Source organism: Streptacidiphilus jiangxiensis, assembly GCF_900109465.1.
Lineage (GTDB): Bacteria > Actinomycetota > Actinomycetes > Streptomycetales > Streptomycetaceae > Streptacidiphilus > Streptacidiphilus jiangxiensis.
Window position 1 is genome coordinate 233,446 of sequence record NZ_FOAZ01000003.1, and the last position, 21,533, is coordinate 254,978.

Consider the following 21,533-nt stretch of genomic DNA (forward strand, 5'->3'; position numbering starts at 1 on the left):
AGATCGCGAAGTGCTGCACGTGAAACACTTGGTGATCTTGCTCGCGGATGCGTGCACCCGCGCACCGCACGTGCCAGGCTAGGCCGGTGGCGACGACACCGACTCTGCGCGCGCTGCTGCGGCTCCATGGCTTCCGGCGGCTGCTGGCGACGAGACTGCTGTCGCAGCTCGCGGACGGCGCCTTTCAGGCCGCGCTCGCCGCGTACGTCGTCTTCTCGCCCGAGCGGCAGCCGAGCCCCGCGGCCATCGCCTCGGCGTTCGCCGTGCTGCTGCTGCCCTTCTGCCTGATCGGCCCCTTCGCGGGTGTGCTGCTCGACCGCTGGCGCCGGCGCCAGGTGCTGGTCAAGGGCAACCTGCTGCGTCTGGTGCTCTGCCTGGCGACCGCCGCGCTCGTCGCGGCGCACGCGCCCACCTGGGTCTTCTTCACCGCCGCGCTGCTGGTCACCGGCATCAACCGGTTCGTCCTCGCGGGCCTGTCCGCGTCCCTGCCGCACGTGGTCACCGACGAGCTGCTGATCAGCGCCAACTCCCTCGCGCCCACCGCCGGGACGCTCGCGGCGACCGTCGGCGGCGGCACGGCGTTCCTGGTCCGGCTCGCGCTTCCCGCCGGGGCGGGCAGCAACGCGCTGCTGGTGGCGCTGGCGGGTGGCGGATACGCCGCCTCCGCGCTGGTGGCGACCACGCTCGGCAAGGAGGCCCTCGGGCCGGACCGCAAGCAGCGTGAGGAGGCCGCGCAGGCGACCGTCCGGACCGCCGTCACCGACACCGCACGCGGCCTGCTCGACGGCTTCCGGCACCTGCTGCACGACTGCCGCCCGGCCGCCCGGGCGCTCGGCGCAGTGACGGTTCTGCGGTTCTGCTACGGGCTGCTGCTGGTCGTGCTGCTGATGCTGTGCCGCAACACCTTCGCCACCCCCAGCGACCAGACCGGCGGTCTGCGCTGGCTCGGCACCGCGCTGGCCGCCTCCGCGGCCGGCTACTTCAGCGCCGCAGCGATCACCCCCGCCGCCGGACGCCGGCTCACCGTGCCGGGCTGGCTGACGACCTGCTCCGCGCTCGGCGCGGTGCTGACCGCCGCCCTCGGCTTCTACTTCACCCCTTGGCCGACGATGGTCGCCGCCTACGCCCTCGGCCTGCTCACCCAGGGCGCCAAGATCAGCACCGACACCATCGTCCAGAGCGGCGTCGAGGACGCCTACCGGGGACGCGTCTTCGCCCTCTACGACGTGCTGTTCAACAGCGCCCTGGTGGCCGCCGCGGGCCTGTGCGCACTGGTGCTGCCGGTCTCCGGGCGCTCCGTCCCGGTCGTGCTGACGGCGGCGGCCCTGTACGCCGCCACCGCCGTCGCCTACGGCGCCACCCGTCCCTGGCGCAACGATCTCAGCCCTGCCGCTGTCGCCACCACGTCCTGAGCGCCTCGGCCGCCTCGTCCTCGCCCAGCGGGCCGTGCTCCAGGCGCAGCTCCAGCAGGAACTTGTACGCCTCGCCGACGTCCCGGCCGGGCCTGATGTCGAGCAGCGCCATGATCTGGTCGCCGTTCAGGTCGGGCCGGATCGCGTCCAGCTCCTCCTGCTCCTGCAGCTGGCCGATCCGCTGCTCCAGGCCGTCGTAGCTGCGGGAGAGGGCCGCGGCCTTCTTCTTGTTGCGGGTGGTGCAGTCCGAGCGGGTCAGCTTGTGCAGGCGGTCCAGCAGGGGGCCCGCGTCGCGCACGTAGCGACGCACCGCGGAGTCGGTCCACTCGCCGGTGCCGTAGCCGTGGAACCGCAGGTGCAGCTCGACCAGCCGGGAGACGTCCGCGATCAGCTCGTTCGAGTACTTGAGCTCCCGCAGCCGCTTCTTGGTCAACTTGGCGCCGACCAGCTCGTGGTGGTGGAAGGAGACGCCGCCCCCCTCCTCGAAGCGCCGGGTGCGCGGCTTGCCGATGTCGTGCAGCAGCGCGGCCAGGCGCAGCGTCAGGTCCGGCTTGCCGTCGCCCTCGCCGGTCGACTCCAGGTCGATCGCCTGCTCCAGCACCGTCAGGCTGTGCTCGTAGACGTCCTTGTGACGGTGGTGCTCGTCGCGCTCCAGGCGCAGCGCGGGCAGCTCCGGCAGGACGCGGTCGGCCAGGCCGGTGTCGACGAGCAGGGACAGGCCCTTGCGCGGGTGCTGCGACAGCACCAGCTTGTTCAGCTCGCCCTGGATCCGCTCGGCCGAGACGATGTCGATCCGGTCGGCCATCTCCGTCATCGCGGTGACGACCTCCGGCGCGACCTCGAAGTCCAGCTGCGCGGCGAAGCGCGCGGCGCGCAGCATCCGCAGCGGGTCGTCGGAGAAGGACGCCTCCGGCGTCCCGGGCGTGCGCAGCACTCCCTCGGCGAGGTCGGCCAGGCCGTGGTGCGGGTCGACGAACTCCACCTGGGGCAGTTTCACGGCCATCGCGTTGACCGTGAAGTCGCGGCGGACCAGGTCCTCCTCGATGGTGTCGCCGAAGGTGACCTCGGGCTTGCGGGAGTTGCGGTCGTACAGCTCGGACCGGTACGTGGTGATCTCGATCTGCAGGTCGTGCTTGCGCACGCCCACCGTGCCGAAGGCGATGCCCACGTCCCAGACGGCCTCGCCCCAGCCCTTGACCAGCTTGAGGATCTCCTTGGGCCGGGCGTCGGTGGTGAAGTCCAGGTCGTTGCCGAGACGGCCCAGCAGGGCGTCGCGCACCGAGCCGCCGACCAGCGCGAGGGTGAAGCCGGCCGCCGCGAAGCGCTCGCCGAGCTCGACGGCGACGGGATAGGCGCGCAGGATCTCCCGGACCCTGTCCGCCTGCTGCTCGCTCAACGCGGCGCCGTCGGGGCCGTCGGAGGCCACAGGGGCGCCGGGAGCGGGGGCGGGCTCGGATGCGGGGAGGCCGGAGGGCATAGCGTTGGACACGACAGACAAGGGTACGGGGCCGAACCCCGGGCTCGCCGCGCCATTTCGCTCGGGATGTGTGCAACCGCACGAGGCGCGCCGGGCGTCGTACCCCCGTCCGGGCCTGCCTACCGGCACACGACACGGCCCGGCGTCGTTACCATGCCAGGGCGCGGGGCGCAGGGCGCAGAGTTCACGCTCAAGCGCGGGCCCCGCCGCGCGGGGCATCCCTGGGGACAGCGACGAGAACGGCGAGGGCGCGTGGGCGAGGCGGCGACGGGGAGGTGGCAGGCAGGCGGCCGGCCTGAGGGCGGGCGGGCGAACAGGCGTGCCCGCGGCGTACTGCGCCGGGCCGCACGGCTGACGGTCGCCTCCGGCCTGGTGGTCCTGGCCGGGCCGACGCTGGCACCGGCCGCCCAGGCCGCACCGCAGATCAGCGTCTCCGGCCTGCCACCCGCGGTCACCCACGCCGCCGCGACCACGCTCGCGCCCGCCGACTCCCACTCCGGCGTCGAGGTGACGCTCACCACGGTCACCCCCGCCGTGCCCACCGCGAACGGCGACGTGACCCTCACCGGCACCGTGCGCAACCGCACCGGCAGCGCCGTCCAGGGCCTGCACGTGGGACTGCGCACCACCGGCAGGCCGCTGGGCCAGCGCTCCGACATCGAGAGCCTGGCCTCCTCCGGCGGCCAGGCCGTCCCCAACCTGGACGGGTACGAGATCACCGACGACCCGTCGCTGCAGCAGCACATCGGCACGCTCGCCGCCGGTGCCAGCGCCTCGTTCTCGATCAAGGCCCCGATCTCCAAGCTGCACCTCGGGCCCAGCCCCGACGGCGTCTACTCCCTCGGGGTGGACGCCGTGAGCAGTGTCACCGGGGAGTCCCTCGGCATCGCCAGGACCTTCCTGCCGCTGCACGCCAAGGACTCCGCCGCCAAGGCGACCAAGGTCGCCACACTGTGGCCGCTGACCAACCCGCCCGTGCTCCAGGCTCAGACGTACGTGGACCCCTCCACCCACAACGAGCAGCCGGTGCTGACCCAGGAACTGGCGAGCTCGCTCGGTCAGGAGGGCCGGCTCGGCCAGCTCACCCAGCTCGGCCAGCAGAACCCGGACCTGCACCTGACCTGGATGATCGACCCGGACCTGATCGACACGGTCAACGCGATGACGGGCCCCTACCAGGTCGCCACCGCCTCCGACATCACCGGTGCCAATGGTTGTCAGTGCCTGACGCCGGGAACCGGCAAGCAGGCCGCGACGAGCTGGCTGAGCGGGCTGCAGAGCACCCTGAGCGCCGGCAAGGCCGACGTCGTCTCGCTGCCCTACGCCGACCCCGACCTCGCCTCGCTCGCCCACGACAGCTCCGCCCGGGCCCAGGTCAACTCGCTGCTGCCGGTGGTCGGCAGCAGCGTGGGCCTGGACCGGCTCCAGATCGACGCCGCGCACGACGTCGCCTGGCCCTACCAGGGCTACGTCGACTCCTCGATCGCGTCGCTGGCCAAGTCGATGGGCGCGAGCCAGATCATCGTCAACGGCGCGTCCATGCCCGACACCTCCAACCTCACCTTCACCCCGAACGCGGCGCGCAGGATCGGCAACGGCATGACCGCCGTCGTCGCCGACAGCGAGCTCGGGAAGATCTTCGCCGGGGACCTGTCCACGCAGGCCGCGCAGACCACGGCCGTGCAGCTGTTCCTGGCCGAGACCCTGGCGATCTCCGGGGAGCAGCCGAGCGTCCAGCGCGACATCGTGGTGCAGCCGCCCCGCAACCTGTCCGCGGCCACCGCGCAGACGCTGGTGCGGGCGCTGAAGTCGGCCGAGGGCGGCGCCTGGGTGCAGCCGACGGACCTGAACGGGGTGGTCCAGGCCGGGGCCACCGCCGGCGCGAACACGCACGTGCCCTCCGACGGGTCCTACCCGTCCTCGGTGCGCGGCGGGGAGCTCAGCGCCTACAACGTCACCAACATCCAGAGGACCCAGCAGGACCTGACCCAGCTGCAGCGCATCCTCACCCGGCCGGAACGGCTGCGTGAGCCGTTCAACGCGGCCATGGTCCGCTCGGTGTCCACCGGCTGGCGCGCCGACCCGCAGGCGGGCACCACCTACACCGGGGACATGTACGGGTACATGGACGGGCTGCAGGGCTCGGTCCACATCCTGAAGAAGACCAGCGACGTGGTGGTGCCGGGCGACAACGCCTCCGCGCAGATCGCCGTCAGCGTGGAGAACAACCTGGAGCAGAACGTCACCAGGCTGAAGCTCTACCTGGAGGTCGACGGCACCAGCTATCCACGCCTGAAGATCGACTCACCGAGTGCCACGGACGGCGTGGACATCTCCATCGCCGGTGGCGGTACCAAGGTCACCTCCCGGTTCAAGGTCACCGCCACGGCCAACGGCCAGGTCACCATGCGGGCGGTGCTCAGGTCGGCGCAGGACGGATCGGAGATCAGCTCCGAGTCCTTCACGGTCACCGTCACCTCGGTGTCCTCCGGCGTCATCGCCGTCATGGCCAGCGGCGGGTTGCTCGTCGTCCTGGCGGGTCTGCGGTTGTACTGGAAGCGCAAGAAGAACGCGGCCCTCGCCGCCGCAACCGCCGACGGTCCCGAGGACCCCACGGCATCCGAGGACCAGGAGGCAGACGCATGACCGCGCCGCGAGACGGCAGAACCCCGCAGGGTGGCTCCGGCGGCCACGCGCCTGACCCGTACCTCGACCAGACCTACGCGCACGACCCGTACGCGACGGACCCGTACGCGACCGACCCGCACGCGCCGGCCGCCACCCAGGCCCCGCCGGCACCCCAGCCGCTGTACGGCGAGGGCGGCTACCCGCCCCCGCCGCAGCCCCCGTACCCGCCGCACGGCGGCTACCCGCCCCAGGGCGGGCAGCCCTACCCGCAGCAGGCACCGCAGGCGCCCTACCAGGCGCAGCCGTACCAGCCGCAGGGCTTCAGCCAGGCCTACGGCGCACCGCAGCAGGGCCTGGCGCAGCCGGGAGCCCAGCCCGGTGTGCAGCCCGGCCTGCAGCCCGGCGTCCAGGGCTGGCCGCAGGACCCGCAGCAGCCGCAGCAGCCGCAGCAGGGCGGTCCGGGGCAGCCTCCCTCCGTCCCGGGGCAGCCCGGTCAGCCGGGTCAGCCGGGTCAGCCCGGCGGCGAGCCGTACGTCGGTGTCGACGAGCTGATCAGCGGCGCGGGGCGGCGCCAGCAGGCCCGCGAGCACGCCCAGACGCAGCAGCAGCGCGCCCAGGACGAGGCCTACGACTTCCTCTTCCGCGACAGCGGCCCGAGCCTGTACGGCGAGGCGGGCGGTGACGCCGTCGCCGAGACCACCAGCACCATCCCGCTGCTCATCCCCCAGGACCTGCCGGGGCAGGAGCAGGAGGAGCAGAGCGAGTCCCAGGGCGCCGGCGCTCCCAAGGGCAAGGTCGCCAGCCTGCTCAACTCCAGCGCCATCATGGCGGCCGGCACCCTCGTCTCGCGCGGCACCGGCTTCCTGCGCACGATGGTCATCGGCGTCGCCATCGGCTTCGGCGTCCTGGCCGACAACTACAGCGTCGCCAACACGCTCCCGACGATGATCTACATCCTCGTCGGCGGCGGTGCCCTGAACGCGGTCTTCGTCCCGCAGCTGGTCCGCAGCATGAAGAACGACGAGGACAACGGCGAGGCCTACGCCAACCGGCTGCTGACGCTCGTCGTCGTCGGCCTCGGGGTCGTCGTGCTGGCGGCCGTGCTGGCCGCACCGCTCCTGGTGCGGGCCGTGTCGAACACCGCGATGTCGACGCCCGCCTCCGCCGAGGTCAGCGTCGCCTTCGCCCGCTACTGCCTGCCCACGATCTTCTTCATGGGCGTGCACGTGGTCATGGGCCAGATCCTGAACGCGCGCGGCAAGTTCGGCCCGATGATGTGGACCCCGGTCCTCAACAACATCGTGGTCATCTTCACCTTCTCGATGTTCATCTGGGTCTACGGTCCCTTCAGCCACACGCAGATGACGCCGGCGACCATCCCCTCCGCCGGTGTCCGGCTGCTCGGCGTCGGCACGCTGCTGGGCCTGGTGGTCCAGTCGCTCGCGATGATCCCCTACCTGCGTCACGCGGGTCTGCGCTTCCGGCCGCGCTTCGACTGGCGCGGCCACGGCCTCGGCCACGCCGCCAAGCTGGCCAAGTGGACGTTCCTGTTCGTGCTGGCCAACCAGGTCGGATTCCTGGTGGTCACCCAGCTCGCCACCTCCGCCGGCCTCGCCTCCGGCGACAACGGCAAGGGCCTGGCGGCCTACCAGAACGCGCTGCTCATCTGGCAGCTGCCGCAGGCCGTCATCACCGTCTCCATCATGAGCGCGGTGCTGCCGCGCATCTCCCGCGCCGCCGCGGACGAGGACGGCATCGCGGTCCGCGACGACCTCTCCTACGGCCTGCGGACCTCCGCGGTGGCCATCGTCCCCGGCGCCTTCGCCTTCCTCGCCCTGGGCCCCGCCATCGGTGCCGCGATCTACGGTGAGATCTCCGTCGGCTACATGGTCTCCGCGTTCGCGCTCGGCCTGATCCCCTTCTCGGCCCAGTACGTGCTGCTGCGCGGCTTCTACGCCTACGAGGACACCCGCACGCCCTTCTACAACACCGTCTGGGTGGCCGTCACCCAGGCCCTGCTCTCCGCCGTCTGCTACCTGGTGCTGCCCGCCTCGTGGGCCGTCACCGGCATGGCGTTCGCCTACGGCGCCGCCTACATCGTCGGCCTGCTGGTGGCCGTGCCCCGGCTCCGCCGCCGCGTCGGCGACCTGGACGGCGACCGGATCAAGCGCACCTACACCAAGCTGATCGGCGCCAACGTGCTGCCGGCGGTCGTCGGTGCGGCGGTCTGCTTCGGGGTGCTGGGGGCGCTGGGTCACGGCCGCGTCGGCGGCATCGCCGCCGTGGTGGTCGGCGGGGCGGTGCAGATGGGCCTCTTCCTTGTCGTCGCGAAGCGGATGCGGATCGACGAACTCAACTCGCTTCTCGGTATGGTTCGCGCGAAAATCGGACGCTAGGTGAACCAACCGCAGATTTCGCCGAGCAGAGCAACCAGGACGGCCTCTGGACGGTCGTAGGAGGCGCGGCGAGTTGGCACAATTGATCGTGGGCGGCGCCGCGTCGGCAGGCGGCCCGCCATGGGATCGGCGACAGTGCGGTTCGGGGAGGCAGGACAACGGTGGCTGAGCGCAGCGAGACGGCCGTGGGAGCGACCACGGGCCGCCCTCGGGCGGGCGAAGGGCAGTCGGAGCGAGCATCGGAGGCGACCGCCCAGATGTCCGTCGAAGCCCTCGCCACGGAGCTGGACGCGGAGCCGGAAGCCCCGGCCACCCCGCCCGCAACTGCTTCGGCCCCGGCCCCGGCTGACGCCGCACCCGACGCGGACGCGGAGCAGGCCGCCGCGGCCGCGGCGAGGGCGGTCGCGGAGTCGATCGCGGCGACGTCGGACGCGGACGAGACTGACGCGGACGCTGACGCGGATGCGGTCGGCAAGGACGAAGCGGACGCGGGCGTGGTGCAGCCCACCGCGGACGCCGGGAACGAGAGCGACGACGCCCCGGCCGACGAGGCGCCTGCTGCTGCCGCGACCACTGCTGACGAAGCATCCGTCGCCGAAGCATCCGTCGCCGCCGGCTCCGCCGGCGACGGGGCGTCCGCAGGGGACGTCGCGACGCGCGCGGCGAAGGGCGAGGCGGCCACCGCCGCGTCCGAGAAGCCCGCCGCCACCACCGCCACCGTCAAGCTCACCGTCGCCAAGGCCGCTGCCCCTGCCGCTGCCGACGACGCCGACTCCGACGCCGACGCCGACGCCGAGCCCGCCGTCGAGGCGGCGTCCGTCGAGGCGCCGGTGCGGCACAGCGGGGACCGGATCGCGCGGCGGTACCGGCTGGAGGAGTGCACCACCAGCACCGAGGTCTTCAGCTCCTGGCGCGCCGTCGACGAGAAGCTGCGTCGCGCCGTCGGGATCCACCTGCTGGCCGCCGCGCACCCGCGCGCCAAGCGCGTGCTGGCCGCCGCGCGGCAGGCCGCGCTGCTCGGCGACCCGCGCTTCGTGCAGGTGCTGGACGCCGTCGAGGACGGCGACGTCGTCTACGTCGTGCGCGAGTGGCTGCCGGACGCCACCGGGCTGGACACCCTGCTGCTGACCGAACCGCTGGAGGCCTACGAGGCCTACCAGCTGGTGCGTCAGCTCGCCGAGGCGCTCACGGCCGCACACCGGCGCGGCCTCGCGCACCTGCGGCTCACACCCGCCTCGGTGCTGCGCACCGACAGCGGGCAGTACCGCATCGACGGCATCGCCGTGAACGCCGCGCTGCGCGGCGTCACGGCCGACGACACGGCGGACGCCGCCCAGCAGGACACCCGGGCGATCGGCGCGCTGCTCTTCGCCGGGCTGACCCACCGTTGGCCCTTCGCGGAGGGCGGCAACGGCCTGCAGCGGCTCCCGCGCGACCTCGGCGTGGTCCCGGCCGAGCAGATCCGTGCCGGCGTGCACCGGGGCCTGTCGGACCTCACCGCCCGCACGCTGTGCACGCCGCCCGGCGGCAGGCTGACGCCGATCACCACGCCCGCCGACCTGGCCAAGGCCATCGCCGAGCTGCCCAAGGTGCGCCAGCCCGAGCCCGAGCCGCTGGTGCTGCCCAGCTACCCGGACCACCGCACCGCGGACCGTCGCGGCCCCGCCACGGCCGCGCCATCGGCGACCCCGACCGTGCCACCGCGCACGCCGCAGCGACCGCCGATGGCGCCCCAGCCGGCTCTGCCGGGCCGTTCCGGGCGGGCGCTGAAGTGGGCGGTCTCCCTGGTCGTGCTCGGCGCCATCGCGCTAGGCAGCTGGGGCACCGCCGAGGCACTGATGGCCAAGCCCGGGAACGGCGACACCCCCCAGCAGAGTCAGGGCACCAGTGGCTCCCCTGCCCCGGGCACCGGCACGCGCACCCTGAAGACGCTGCCGCTCTCCTCCGCCACGGAGTTCTCGCCGCTGGACCCGACGACGATAAAGGGCGACCAGGCGCCCCTGGCCATCGACAACAACCCCAAGACCGCCTGGATCACCTCCAGCTACATCGGCTATCCGAACTTCGGGAACTACCCCACCCGCAAGGACGGCAGCGGCATCGTGGTCGACCTCGGCAGCGTGCAGAGCGTCTCCGAGGTCAAGGTGCTCCTGCCGTTCGGCGGGCAGACCCAGGAGATCCTCGCCGCCCCGGCCGACGCCGGCTCCGTCCCACTGGACCTGAGCGCCTTCACCCAGCGGATCAGCAACGACCAGCTGCTCGCGGGCACCGCCCTGGACAGCGGCGTGTTGGCCAAGCCGGTGCGCACCCGCTACGTGCTGATCCACGTCACCTCGCTGCCCGCGGACTCCACCAGTCCCGACCACTACCGGGGCGGTATTTCCGAGATCCAGGTCCTGGGCTGACGCGAACACCTCCGGGATGGCAGGCTGGACCCCGACTTCCGCGTGGCCAGCCGTGACACATCAAGGGGGGTGGAGGGCCAGGTGACCGATCCGGTCGAGGACGCAGAGCTGCTGCGTCGCCATCTGGAGGGCGATCCCGACGCCTTCGGCGAGCTGGTGCGCCGCCACCGGGACCGCCTGTGGGCGATCGCGCTGCGCACGCTCGGCGACCGTGAGGAGGCCGCCGACGCGGTCCAGGACGCGATGGTCTCCGCCTTCCGCTCCGCGCACACCTTCCAGGGCCGCTCCGCGGTCACCACCTGGCTGCACCGGATCGTCGTCAACGCCTGCCTGGACCGCGCCCGGCGCAGCGCCACCCGCCGCACCCGGCTCGTCGAGGACGAGACGGTCCTGGAGAGCGCCGCGGGGCACGACGAGGGCGCGGACGTCTCCGCCGCCGCCGAGCGCGGCGAGCTGCGCCGCGAACTGGCGGCCGCGCTGTCGACCCTGCCCGCGGACCAGCGGGCGGCACTGGTCCTGGTGGACATGGAGGGCTACTCCGTGGCCGAGGCCGCGGCGGTCCTGGGCGTCCCCACCGGAACGGTCAAGAGCCGCTGTGCCCGCGCCCGGGCCAAGCTGCTGCCCCATGTGAGCCATCTGCGCGCGACCGCGCCGAGCCCGAACCGACCAAGATCGTCGACTGTCACACGTGAAACAGTTGGTGATCTTGGCCGATCGACCCCCGGGAACCAGGCGCCCGCGCCACGCGTCCCATCGCCGGACCGAACCGAGACCGCGCCAGCCGCAGGAGGTGAGCTGAAGGCATGAGCGACTCCACACTGCACCCGGCTCACCCCGAGATCGAACTCCTCGCCGAGCACGCCGAGGAGCTGCTCCCCCCTGAGCAGAGCGCCGAGCTCGCCGCGCACCTGGACTCCTGCCCGGAGTGCGCCGAGACCTACGCCGCGCTCGCCGAGCTGACCTCGCTGCTGGGCGACGAGCCCACGCCGGGCCCCATGCCCGACGACGTCGCCGCCCGCATCGACGCCGCCCTCGCGGCCGAGCGGGAGAACCCGACCGGCTCGGACGCCGGGGGGGACGCGGAGGCCGAGGAGCCCGCCGGGGGCGGGCAGGGAGACGCCGACCGACCGCCGGCGTCCCGGCGCCCCGCCGGGGACCGGCCGGCCGACAACCGGCCCCGGACCCGCTCGCGCCGCTCGGCACGCGTCCGCCGGGTGCTGGTCACCCTGGCGCTCTTCGCGGCCGTCGGCGGCATAGGGATCGCCGTCTCCCGCGGTGGCGACCTCGACAGCGGAGCCAGCAACAGTTCCGCCATCGGCGGCGCCTCCGTTCCTCTCGTCTCCCCGAACGCCGCCTCGGCGTCCGCCTACGACTTCACCCAGGCCAACCTGAGCAGCGAGATCCAGCGCCTCGCACGCGACGACGCGCGGTTCAAGAGCGCGACCGCACAGGGCGCCGCCACGCCCTCCGGATCGCCGTCGGGCCCGGGCGAGCACGCCGCGCCGAACACCGGCGCCCAGACCGTCACCGGCGAGGCCTCCGCGAGCCCCTCCGGCCCGGTCCAGCCCACCGCGCCCAGCTGCGTGCTGGCGGCCACCAAGCGCACCGACCAGCCCGCCGTGCAGGGCATCGGCCGCTACCTGGGCGTCGAGGTCTTCGCCCTGCTCTACCCGGACGCCACGGACCCGGAGCACCGCTGGGACGTCTACCTCGTCCAGGATTCCTGCTCGGCCCCGCTCGTCATGCTCCACCAGTCGGTGCCGCGCGCCTGAGACGCCGGGAATGCGAGACACTAGGGAACCGTTGACCGGGGTGGACACCACGGCCGACAACGGCCGACAAGACGGCACCCAGGTGTGAAGCATTCAGGAGACCCAGTGAGCGACGTCCGCAACGTGATCATCATCGGCTCGGGCCCGGCCGGGTACACGGCCGCCCTGTACACCGCGCGTGCCTCGTTGAACCCCCTGGTCTTCGAGGGTTCCGTCTCCTCCGGCGGCGCGCTGATGAACACGACCGAGGTCGAGAACTTCCCCGGCTTCCGTGACGGCATCATGGGCCCGGAGCTCATGGACAACATGCGCAGCCAGGCCGAGCGCTTCGGCGCCGAGCTGATCCCGGACGACATCGTCGCCGTGGACCTGAGCGGCGACATCAAGCTCGTCACCGACTCCGAGGGCACCGTCCACAAGGCCAAGGCCGTCATCGTGGCCACCGGCTCGCAGCACCGCAAGCTGGGCCTGGAGCACGAGGACGAGCTCTCCGGCCGCGGCGTCTCCTGGTGCGCGACCTGTGACGGGTTCTTCTTCCGCGACCAGGACATCGCCGTCGTCGGCGGCGGCGACACCGCGATGGAGGAGGCGACCTTCCTCTCCCGCTTCGCCAAGTCCGTCACCGTGATCCACCGCCGTGAGGAGCTGCGCGCCAGCAAGACCATGCAGGAGCGCGCCTTCAACGACCCGAAGATCACCTTCGCCTGGAACAGCGAGGTCGCCGAGCTGCACAGCGAGGGCGGCAAGCTGAGCTCGGTCACCCTGAAGGACACCCGCACCGGCGAGGCCCGTGCGCTGCCCGTCACCGGCCTGTTCATCGCGGTCGGCCACGACCCGCGCACGGAGCTCTTCAAGGGCCAGCTCGAGCTCGACGACGAGGGCTACCTGCGCGTGGACGCCCCGTCCACCCGCACCAACGTGTCCGGCGTCTTCGGCGCGGGCGACGTCGTCGACCACACCTACCGCCAGGCCATCACCGCCGCCGGCACCGGCTGCTCCGCCGCCCTGGACGCCGAGCGCTTCCTGGCCGCCCAGGCGCACGCCCAGGCCGAGGTCGAGCAGACCGCCGCAGTCTGACCGGGCCGACACACGCCAATCCGAACCCGCACCACCAACCCGAGGAGATCCCCGTGGCCGGCGCCACCATCACCGTCACCGACGCCACCTTCGAGGCCGAGGTCCTGAAGAGCGACAAGCCCGTCCTGGTGGACTTCTGGGCCACCTGGTGCGGCCCGTGCCGCCAGGTCGCCCCGATCCTGGAGGAGCTCGCCACCGAGTACGGCGACAAGCTCACCATCGCCAAGATCGACATCGACGCCAACCCGGACACCCCGGCCAAGTACGGCGTGCTCTCGATCCCGACGATGAACGTCTACCAGAACGGCGAGGTCGTGAAGACCATCGTCGGCGCCAAGCCGAAGAGCGCCCTGCTGCGCGACCTGGCCGCCTTCATCGGCTGATGATCGGCTGATCGGGTCACAGCACCGCGGCATGCCCGCTCCGGGCCCCTGGTTTCCACGGAAACCGGGGGCCCGCGGCGTACGATCTTGCCTATGTCCCAGCAGCGCCTGTCCCACGCGTACTCCTGGAAGCTCGGGGACACCGGTCCCGCCGTCGCCGAGATCCGCTTCAAACTCACCCTGCTCGGGCTCCTGCCCGAGCCCCCCGCCCTGCGGCCGGGCCGACACCTGCCCTCCGCGGAGTCCCTCTTCGACCCGGCCGTGGACGCGGCGGTCCGCCACTTCCAGCAGCAGCGCGGACTGACCGCCGACGGCATCGTCGGCCCGGAGACCTACCGGCATCTCAACGAGGCCCGCTGGCGGCTCGGGGACCGGGTGCTCGCCTTCGTCCCCAGCAGCATGACGGTCGGCGACGACGTCGCCCAGCTCCAGCAGCGGCTGCTCGACATGGGGTTCACACCCGGCCGCGTGGACGGCATCTACGGCCCCGCCACCGCCCAGGCCGTCGGCGAGTTCCAGCGCAACATGGGCCTCTACCCCGACTGCACGCTCGGCCCCACCACCTACGTGGTGCTGGAGCGTCTCTCCCGCACGGTCGTCGGCGGCGCCCCGCACGTGATGCGCGAGACGGAGATGCTGCGCCACTCCGGCCCCGCCCTGTCGGGCAAGGTGGTCGTGATCGACCCGGGCCACGGCGGCGCGGATCCGGGGCTGCGCGGACCGGGCGTCACCGAGGCGGAGATCGTCTGGGACGTCACCGGCCGCCTCGAGGGCCGGCTCACCGCCCTCGGCGTGCGCACCTACCTGACGCGCACCGCCGACACCGCCCCCGAGGAGGCCGAGCGCATCCGCTTCGCCAACCGGACCGGCGCGGACCTGATGATCTCGCTCCACCTGGAGGGCCACAGCAACCCCTCCGTCGGCGGCGTCGCGAGCTACTACTACGGCGACGACAGCCGCGGCCGCTGGTCCCACACCGGCAAGCAGTTCGCGGGCCTGGCCCAGCGCGAGCTCGTCGCCCGCTGCGGACTCGGGGACCTGCGCAGCCACGCCCGCACCTGGACGATGCTGCGCGGCACGACGATGCCCTGCGTGCGCCTCGAACTCGGCTACCTCACCCACGCCGGGGACACGGCCCGGCTCCGCTCCGCGGAGGTGCGCGCCCAGATGGTCGAGGCGATCGCGGTGGCCGTCCAACGGGTCTACCTCCCCCCGGAGGACGACGCCCCGACGGGCGTGCTGCACCTGCCACTGACGCACGCGTAGGGACACCGGGATTCCATGATCATTAACTGTTCCACGTGAAGCAGTTAATGATCATGGAAGGGTCTCGCAACGGGGTGGGCCTCACAGCGGCCGCAGCGAGGGCTCCTTCTGCACGGCGCCCAGCAGCCGTTCGAGGGCGACCTCCATCTCGCCCTTCCACGACAGCGCCGAGCGCACCTCCAGCCGCAGCCGCGGATAGCGGTGGTGCGGTCGGACGGTCTTGAAACCGACCGAGAGCAGATGGTCGGCCGGCAGCACGCAGTGCGCGTCCTCGGCCTTCGCGTCGCCGAACGCCTCGATCGCCTTGAAGCCCCGCCGCACCAGATCCTTCGCCACCGCCTGGACCAAGGTCCGACCGATCCCCTGCCCCTGATAACCCGGCAGCACCCGAGAGGTCATCAACTGCACCGCGTCCGAGGAGATCGGGCTCGTCGGGAACGCCAGCGCGCGCGGCACGTAGGCGGGCGGCGCGTACAGCACGAACCCCACCGGGACGTCGTCGACATAGGCGATACGCCCGCAGGAGCCCCACTCCAGGAGCACGGCGGAGATCCAGGACTCCTTCTCCAGCTCCGGCCGCCCCTCCTTGATGGCGGCCTCCCCGCTGACCGGGTCCAGCTCCCAGAAGACGCAGGCCCGGCACGGCAGCGGAAGATCCGCGAGCGAGTCCAGCGTCAGCGGTACCAACCTGCGTCCCATGCTTCCAACGATAAAGCCCCCGCGTTCGCGAACGCGGGGGCTTCGACGTGTGGCCGGTGCGGGGCCTACTCCTCGATCGGCTCGGACTCGACGTCCTCACCGAGAATCCCCTGACGCAACCGCTCACCCTCGCCCGGCGCGAACGAACCGAGAATGCGGTCGAGGTCGTCGACGGAGGCGAACTCCACGACGATCTTGCCGCGGTCCTTCCCCATCTCGACCTTGACCCGGGTGTCGAACCGGTCCGAGAGCCGGTTGGCCAGACTCGCGAACGCCGGGGAGACCCGACGACCCGCACGCGGAGCCGGTGCCTTGCGGGGCTTCCCGTTCTCCTTGGCGAGCAGAGTGGCGATCTCCTCCAGATTGCGGACCGAGAGACCCTCCGGGGAGATCCGGGCCGCCAGCGCCTCGCGCTGCTCGTCGTCGTCCACGGCGAGCAGGACCCGGGCGTGGCCCGCGGAGAACTCTCCGGCCGCCAGGCGCCGCTGCATGAACGGGGAGAGCTTGAGCAGCCGCACCGTGTTGCTCACGTGGGCGCGCGAGCGGCCGATCCGGTCCGCCAGCTCACCCTGGGAGCAGGAGAAGTCGTACATCAGCTGCTCGTACGCGGCCGCCTCTTCGAGCGGGTTCAGCTGGGCGCGGTGCAGGTTCTCCAGCAGCGCGTCGAGCAGCATCTTGTCGTCGTCGGTGGCGCGGACGATCGCCGGGATGGCGTCGAGCCCCGCCTCCTTGCTCGCCCGCAGTCGCCGCTCGCCCATGATGAGCTCGTAGCGCTCCGGACCGAGCTGGCGGACCACGATCGGCTGGAGCAGGCCGACCTCCTTGATGGAGGTGACCAGTTCGGCGAGCGCTTCGTCGTCGAAGACCTTGCGCGGCTGGTTGGGGTTCGGCGTGATCGTGTGGACCGGCAGCTCGGCGAAGTACGCGCCCTCCACCGGCTTGAGGTCCAGACCGGCCGCCGGCTCGGTCTCCACCGTACGCACCGGGATGGACGCGGCGCCGCCGACGCCGCTCAGCCCGGCCACCTTGACGGCCGCGATGCCGCGCTCGGGGTTGACGACCGTGGGCGCGGCGGGGCCGGGGGAACCGACCGGTGAGGCAGCGGCCGGGATCAGTGCTCCGAGACCACGACCAAGACCTCTACGACGCTCGCTCACCGGTTCCCCTCCATCGTGCTGTGCTGGTCGATCATGCGCGGCTGCTGAGCATAGACGCCCGTCGCGGCACCGGTGGCATAGCCGGCCTCGGCGGCCACGGCCTCCGCCTCCGCGTTGCGCAGGGCGATCTCCCGGGCAGCCTCCAGGTAGGAGAGCGCACCGCTGGAACCCGGGTCGTAGGTGAGCACCGTCTGCCCGTAGCTGGGCGCCTCGGAGACCCGGACCGACCGCGGGATGCTGGTGCGCAGCACCTCCGAGGTGAAGTGGTTCCGCACCTCCTCGGCGACCTGGGAGGCCAGCCGGGTGCGCGCATCGTACATCGTGAGCAGGATCGTGGAGACGTGCAGATCCGGGTTGAGGTGCGCGCGGACGAGGTCCACGTTGCGCAGCAGCTGCCCAAGGCCCTCCAGCGCGTAGTACTCGCACTGGATCGGGATCAGCACCTCGCGCCCGGCGACCATCGCGTTGACCGTCAGCAGGCCGAGCGAGGGCGGGCAGTCGATCAGAATGTAGTCGAGTGGCTGCTCGTACGCGGCGATGGCGCGCTGCAGCCGGCTCTCGCGGGCGACGAGCGAGACGAGCTCGATCTCGGCACCGGCCAGGTCGATAGTGGCGGGGCAGCAGAACAGGCCCTCCACGTCGATCACCGGCTGCACGACGTCGGCCAGCGGCTTGCCCTCGACGAGGACGTCGTAGATGGAGGGCACCTCGGCGTGGTGGTCGATGCCGAGGGCGGTGGAGGCGTTGCCCTGCGGGTCGAGGTCGATCACCAGCACGCGGGCGCCGTGCAGCGCGAGCGAGGCGGCCAGGTTGACCGTTGTGGTGGTCTTGCCGACGCCGCCCTTCTGGTTGGCGACGACCATGACCCGGGTCTGCGCGGGGCGCGGCAGAGGATCTCCGACGCGCGCCATCGCGGTGACGGCGGCCTGCGCGGCGCGCGCGATCGGAGTGTCGTCGGCGAGCGGCGGGGTGTCGGAGTCCTGCATGTCCGCCAGTGTTTCATGCACCCCGGTGGGTTGGACAACGGGCGCGGGCAGCCGGGGCCCGGGCAGCGGCTCTACGACGACGGGATGGTCGAAAGACATGCGTGCGCCCCCCTGGGTCTCCGGGCTGTCGCCAGCATTTTCGCGCAGCTCACGGGAGACGGGGGGAAGTTGGGGACGATCGAGACCCCTGGGCGCCCCATCTTCACTCGGATGACGGGCGGGACGAGTGCGCTGGGCGGCCTCACGGCTACGGCTGAGGATGCCGGAGAGCAAGGAGCGACGTTTCACGAGCACCACGATGCCCGTTTTTGTGCCTTATCTGACGGTTCGACACTCCGGCACATAAAACAAGATCACTAACTGCTCCACGTGAAGCAGTTAGTGATCTTGAAAGCGTGAGGGTCGACCCTTACCGGTTGCGGCGGTTCCGCGACGCACGGACCGCCTTGGCGCGACGCGCCGCCGCCTTCACCCCGCCCGGGCTCTCGCCCGCCTTCACCCGCACCACATGCGTCGGCGTCGAGACGACCTCAGCCCCGACCACCTCCACCGACCACGCCTCCGCGCCCAGCTTCTGCAGCGCGGCCCGGTGCTCGGCCACCTCCTGCTCCGCCGAGTCGCCCTTCAGGGCCAGCATCTGCCCGTACGGGCGCAGCAGCGGCAGGCCCCAGCCGGCCAGCCGGTCCAGCGGCGCCACCGCCCGCGCCGTCACCACGTCGACCTGCACCTTGCCGACCATCTCCTCCGCCCGGCCGCGGATCACCGTCACGTTCTCCAGGCGCAGCTCCCGCACGACCTCCTCCAGGAAGTTCGTCCGTCGCAGCAACGGCTCCAGCAGCGTGATCTGCACGTCGGGACGGGCCAGCGCCACCGGGATGCCCGGCAGCCCCGCACCCGAACCCACGTCGCACAGCGACAGCGGAGACGGCCTCTCCGGCAGCGCCTCACCCAGCACCGCGCAGTTGAGGATGTGCCGCTCCCACAGCCGCGGCACCTCGCGCGGACCGATCAGGCCGCGCTTCACACCGGCGTCCGCGAGCATCTCCGCGTAGCGCACGGCCAGCGGCAGCCGGTCACCGAAGAGATCAGCGGCGACAGCCGGGGTCTCCCCGAGCTCCGTCGAAAACTCCTCCGGCTGGTCCTCGACCACGCCGCACCACTCCCTCTGCTCGCAGCTGCTGTTGCTGTTGCTGTTGAACTGTTGGCTCTCAAAAACCGGCAACGGCCCCGCCCACGGCACGCGACGACGCGCTCCGCGGACGGGGCCGGACGAACCTCGAATCCGAACCCGCTCAGGCGGGCAGGACGACCACCCGACGCTGGGGCTCCTCGCCCTCCGACTCGCTGCGCAGCCCCGCCGCCGCCACGGCGTCGTGGACCACCTTGCGCTCGAACGGCGTCATCGCCCGCAGCCGCACCGGCTCGCCGGACTCCTTCACGTCCTTCGCCGCCTGCGCGCCCAGCTCCGCCAGCTCCGCCCGCTTGCCGGCACGGAAGCCGGCAATGTCCAGCATCAACCGGCTGCGCTCCCCGGTCTCCCGGTGCACCGCCAGACGGGTCAGCTCCTGCAGGGCCTCCAGCACCTCGCCGTCCTGGCCCACCAGGCGCTGCAGCGTACGCGTCGCACCCGGAGCCTCACCGACGATCGACACCGAGGCGCGGTCGCCCTCGACGTCCATGTCGATGTCGCCGTCCAGGTCGGCGATGTCGAGCAGCGCCTCCAGGTAGTCCGCCGCGATCTCGCCCTCCTGCTCCAGGTTGGCCAGCAGCTCGCTCTTGGACGTGCCCTCGGGGGCCACGGTGCCGTCCGTCACAGGATCGACTCCTTCGGTGAATCAGATGGAGGAGAGGGAAGGGAGAGACTCAGGACTTCTTCTTCGGCGACTGACCGCCGCCCTGGTTGCGGTTGCCACCGCCACCGGTCGTGGCCCGGCCGCGCGACGGAGCGGTCTTCGTACCGCCGCCCTGCTGGCCGCCGCCACCCGAGGTGCGCTGCGACTTGGTCTGGCGCTTCGGCTGCTGGCGCACCGGCGCCGGCTCCGGCACCGCGTCCTCGACCGGCTTGTCCGAGCTCTTGACCAGCGAGGCCAGGCCCTTGATCTCGGTGCCGTCGGCGTTGAGCTTGCCGGCCGCCTTCAGGCGCGCCTGGCGCTCCTTCCAGGCGATGGAGCCCGGGGTCGGGTTGTTCCGGATGATCACCAGCTGCTGACCGAGGGTCCAGATGTTCGTGGTGAACATGTAGATCAGGACACCGATCGGCATGGCCGGGCCGGTGAAGACGTAGATCAGCGGCAGGAAGTACATCATCATGCGCTGCTGCTGCATGTACGGCGTCTTGACCGTGAGGTCGACGTTCTTCGTCATGATCTGCCGCGTGGTCATGAACTGCGTGACACACATCAGCGCGATGAAGATGGCGGCGACGATCCGGACGCTCGTGATGTCCGTCGAGTAGAACGTGCCCGAGATCGGCGCCCCGAAGATGTGGGCGTTCTTGGCGCTGTTGACCTGCGCCTGGGTGAAGATGCCGACCTTGTGGCCCTCGGAGATCAGCCGGAGCACACCGTAGAGGGCGCCACCGATCGGGATCTGGATGAGCATCGGCAGGCAGCTCGCGGCAGGGTTGGTGCCGGCCTCCCGATAGAGCTTCATCATCTCTTCGGACTGGCGCTGCCGGTCGTTCTTGTGCTTCTCCTGGATGACCTTCATCTTCGGCTGAAGCGCCTGCATCGTCCGCATGGACTTGATCTGCTTGGTGAAGATCGGGATCATCGCCGCACGGACGACGAGCACCAGCAGGACGATGGAAAGCCCCCACGCCCAGCCGCTGTCCGGGTTGAACACCTTGCTGAACATGCCGTGGAAGCAGACGAGGACCGCTGAGACCACGTAATACAGCGGACTCAGGATCGTGTCGTAGAACTGCACCGGTCAGACTCCTTGGGCAGTGGTCGGGGGGGCCGGCTTGCGAAACCGCCGGTACCAGACCGGGTGCTTTCGTTCCGGGACGTAGTCGAAGCCGCCGGGGCTCCACGGGTTGCACCGCAGAATCCGCCAGGCGGTGAGGACGGTGCCCTTGATCGCACCGTGGACCTTGATGGCCTCGAAGCCGTAGCGCGAGCAGGACGGGTGGTAGCGACACACCGGTCCCAGCATGGGGCTGATGGTCCACTGGTAGAGCTTGATCAGCCCCAGCAGCAGGTACTTGCCGGCGAAGAGGCCGACCAAGCCGACCACCACCCACAGCAGGTACGTCACTGCCCTGCTCCCGTCGGCGATGAGGCGCTCAGTTTGCGCAGCGCGGAGTCCAGATCGCGTGCCAGGTCCGTGTACTGCGCCTCGGCGGCCGAGGGCAGCGCACGTACCACTATCAGGCTACCTGCGGGCAGGCTGCCGATCCGCTCGGCCACCAGATGGCGGAGCCGCCGCTTGACGCGGTTACGGACCACCGCCACACCGACGGCCTTACTGACAACAAAACCCGCACGCGCCGGGAGAAAGTTCCCCCCGGCGCCATGCGGGTTTGCAGGCTCCGCGGTCGTGCCACCCGTGTACAGGTGCACGACCAGCAGCGGACGGCCGACTCTCCGGCCCCGCCGCACCGCGGTCGCGAAGTCCTCGCGCCGCCTCAGCCGAGATTCGGAGGGCAGCACGACCTACAACCTCTACTTCAGGCGGTAGGTCAGGCGGACAGGCTCGAGCGGCCCTTGCCGCGACGGGCGGCGAGGATCGCACGGCCGGCACGCGTACGCATGCGCAGGCGGAAGCCGTGCGTCTTCGCGCGACGGCGGTTGTTCGGCTGGAAGGTGCGCTTGCTCACGGGAAAACTCCAGGTCAATCGAAGGGGTCGCCGACCCGTCCTTGGCCGTCACCGT

Annotated in this window: 19 protein-coding genes; 9 read left to right on the forward strand and 10 right to left on the reverse strand. The window is 71.6% G+C overall.

Features of this window, described 5'->3' with window-relative positions:
* The first annotated feature begins 86 nt into the window (after window positions 1–86).
* The gene (locus BMY61_RS07345) at window positions 87–1,412 is read left to right on the forward strand and encodes an MFS transporter (RefSeq protein ID WP_236656625.1); all 1,326 of its coding nucleotides are present in this window, start codon (window positions 87–89) and stop codon (window positions 1,410–1,412) included.
* On the opposite strand, the gene BMY61_RS07350 is transcribed toward BMY61_RS07345, so the two are convergent.
* The gene (locus tag BMY61_RS07350; RefSeq protein ID WP_052439437.1) at window positions 1,381–2,889 is read right to left on the reverse strand and encodes a CCA tRNA nucleotidyltransferase; all 1,509 of its coding nucleotides are present in this window, start codon (window positions 2,887–2,889) and stop codon (window positions 1,381–1,383) included. The genes BMY61_RS07345 and BMY61_RS07350 overlap by 32 nt on opposite strands.
* A gap of 252 nt (window positions 2,890–3,141) precedes the next feature.
* Here BMY61_RS07350 and BMY61_RS07355 point away from each other — a divergent pair, with 252 nt between their 5' ends.
* The 8 genes from BMY61_RS07355 (at window position 3,142) to BMY61_RS07390 (ending at window position 14,816) form a co-directional block, all read left to right on the forward strand.
* On the forward strand, window positions 3,142–5,535 hold the full coding sequence (locus tag BMY61_RS07355; protein WP_042458388.1) for a DUF6049 family protein: 2,394 nt from the start codon (window positions 3,142–3,144) through the stop codon (window positions 5,533–5,535).
* Window positions 5,532–7,913, forward strand: a complete 2,382-nt coding sequence (murJ, locus tag BMY61_RS07360; RefSeq protein WP_052439438.1) for a murein biosynthesis integral membrane protein MurJ — start codon at window positions 5,532–5,534, stop codon at window positions 7,911–7,913. Before BMY61_RS07355 ends, murJ begins: the two co-directional genes overlap by 4 nt.
* A 257-nt stretch (window positions 7,914–8,170) precedes the next feature.
* Window positions 8,171–10,318, forward strand: coding sequence for a protein kinase family protein (locus tag BMY61_RS07365; RefSeq protein ID WP_052439439.1), 2,148 nt, complete (start codon window positions 8,171–8,173; stop codon window positions 10,316–10,318).
* A 69-nt stretch (window positions 10,319–10,387) separates the two neighbouring features.
* Window positions 10,388–11,125, forward strand: coding sequence for an RNA polymerase sigma factor SigM (gene sigM / locus BMY61_RS07370; protein ID WP_042458391.1), 738 nt, complete (start codon window positions 10,388–10,390; stop codon window positions 11,123–11,125).
* On the forward strand, window positions 11,122–12,090 hold the full coding sequence (locus BMY61_RS07375; RefSeq protein WP_042458394.1) for a cupin domain-containing protein: 969 nt from the start codon (window positions 11,122–11,124) through the stop codon (window positions 12,088–12,090). The genes sigM and BMY61_RS07375 overlap by 4 nt, the downstream gene beginning before the upstream one ends.
* 105 nt (window positions 12,091–12,195) lie before the next feature.
* Window positions 12,196–13,167 (forward strand): thioredoxin-disulfide reductase, encoded by a 972-nt coding sequence (gene trxB / locus BMY61_RS07380; RefSeq protein ID WP_042458404.1) that lies wholly within the window; start codon window positions 12,196–12,198, stop codon window positions 13,165–13,167.
* A 53-nt stretch (window positions 13,168–13,220) separates the two neighbouring features.
* Window positions 13,221–13,550, forward strand: coding sequence for a thioredoxin (trxA, locus tag BMY61_RS07385; protein WP_042458407.1), 330 nt, complete (start codon window positions 13,221–13,223; stop codon window positions 13,548–13,550).
* A 93-nt stretch (window positions 13,551–13,643) separates the two neighbouring features.
* Complete coding sequence (locus BMY61_RS07390) at window positions 13,644–14,816, forward strand: N-acetylmuramoyl-L-alanine amidase (protein WP_042458410.1); 1,173 nt, start codon at window positions 13,644–13,646, stop codon at window positions 14,814–14,816.
* 81 nt (window positions 14,817–14,897) lie between these two features.
* Here the strand turns inward: BMY61_RS07390 and BMY61_RS07395 are convergent, their stop codons facing one another.
* The 9 genes from BMY61_RS07395 to rpmH all read right to left on the reverse strand — a co-directional run bounded on the left by BMY61_RS07395 (window position 14,898) and on the right by rpmH (window position 21,478).
* Window positions 14,898–15,515, reverse strand: a complete 618-nt coding sequence (locus tag BMY61_RS07395) for a GNAT family N-acetyltransferase (protein WP_042458413.1) — start codon at window positions 15,513–15,515, stop codon at window positions 14,898–14,900.
* Window positions 15,516–15,580: 65 nt separating this feature from the next.
* The gene (locus BMY61_RS07400; RefSeq protein WP_042458416.1) at window positions 15,581–16,672 is read right to left on the reverse strand and encodes a ParB/RepB/Spo0J family partition protein; all 1,092 of its coding nucleotides are present in this window, start codon (window positions 16,670–16,672) and stop codon (window positions 15,581–15,583) included.
* Window positions 16,669–17,757 (reverse strand): ParA family protein, encoded by a 1,089-nt coding sequence (locus BMY61_RS07405; RefSeq protein WP_082015591.1) that lies wholly within the window; start codon window positions 17,755–17,757, stop codon window positions 16,669–16,671. Before BMY61_RS07405 ends, BMY61_RS07400 begins: the two co-directional genes overlap by 4 nt.
* 310 nt (window positions 17,758–18,067) lie before the next feature.
* Window positions 18,068–18,808: a 16S rRNA (guanine(527)-N(7))-methyltransferase RsmG gene (rsmG, locus tag BMY61_RS07410; RefSeq protein WP_042458425.1), complete on the reverse strand. Its 741-nt coding sequence runs from the start codon at window positions 18,806–18,808 to the stop codon at window positions 18,068–18,070.
* 142 nt (window positions 18,809–18,950) lie between these two features.
* Window positions 18,951–19,472, reverse strand: coding sequence for a Jag family protein (locus BMY61_RS07415; protein WP_042458428.1), 522 nt, complete (start codon window positions 19,470–19,472; stop codon window positions 18,951–18,953).
* Between the two features lie 49 nt (window positions 19,473–19,521).
* A complete protein-coding gene (gene yidC / locus BMY61_RS07420; RefSeq protein ID WP_052439440.1) occupies window positions 19,522–20,586 on the reverse strand; it encodes a membrane protein insertase YidC in 1,065 nt (354 codons plus the stop codon).
* A gap of 3 nt (window positions 20,587–20,589) precedes the next feature.
* The gene (yidD, locus tag BMY61_RS07425) at window positions 20,590–20,886 is read right to left on the reverse strand and encodes a membrane protein insertion efficiency factor YidD (protein ID WP_075003816.1); all 297 of its coding nucleotides are present in this window, start codon (window positions 20,884–20,886) and stop codon (window positions 20,590–20,592) included.
* Between the two features lie 26 nt (window positions 20,887–20,912).
* Window positions 20,913–21,311, reverse strand: coding sequence for a ribonuclease P protein component (rnpA, locus tag BMY61_RS07430; RefSeq protein WP_075003796.1), 399 nt, complete (start codon window positions 21,309–21,311; stop codon window positions 20,913–20,915).
* Between the two features lie 29 nt (window positions 21,312–21,340).
* On the reverse strand, window positions 21,341–21,478 hold the full coding sequence (gene rpmH, locus BMY61_RS07435) for a 50S ribosomal protein L34 (protein ID WP_030305394.1): 138 nt from the start codon (window positions 21,476–21,478) through the stop codon (window positions 21,341–21,343).
* Window positions 21,479–21,533 lie beyond the last annotated feature (55 nt).